Below are 231 nucleotides of genomic sequence, written 5' to 3'. Positions count from 1 at the left end.
GGAGCATTCTTCCTACGTCGCAGTTTTGCTGGCAACAAGCTCTACACCGCGGTATTTAGAGAGTATTTAGAGCTGCTGTTTAACAAAGGCTATTCAGTAAAATACTATCCTGAAGGTGGTCGTAGCCGAACGGGTCGCTTAATACCGCCTAAAACCGGTATGCTAGCCATGACTATTCAAGCCATGCTTAAAGGTGTTAACCGCCCTGTAAGCATAGTGCCTGTCTACATT

At 45.9% G+C, this 231-nt stretch carries 1 protein-coding gene; it reads left to right on the top strand.

What is annotated here, in order from left to right:
* The coding region (locus tag NLF92_RS13875) for a 1-acyl-sn-glycerol-3-phosphate acyltransferase (protein WP_254102862.1) at positions 1-231 on the top strand (231 nt) is incomplete at both ends.

This window comes from Opacimonas viscosa (assembly GCF_024199005.1).
GTDB lineage: Bacteria > Pseudomonadota > Gammaproteobacteria > Enterobacterales > Alteromonadaceae > Opacimonas > Opacimonas viscosa.
Note: the sequence above shows the minus strand (reverse complement) of the source record. Positions and strands in the feature narration are given on the sequence as shown.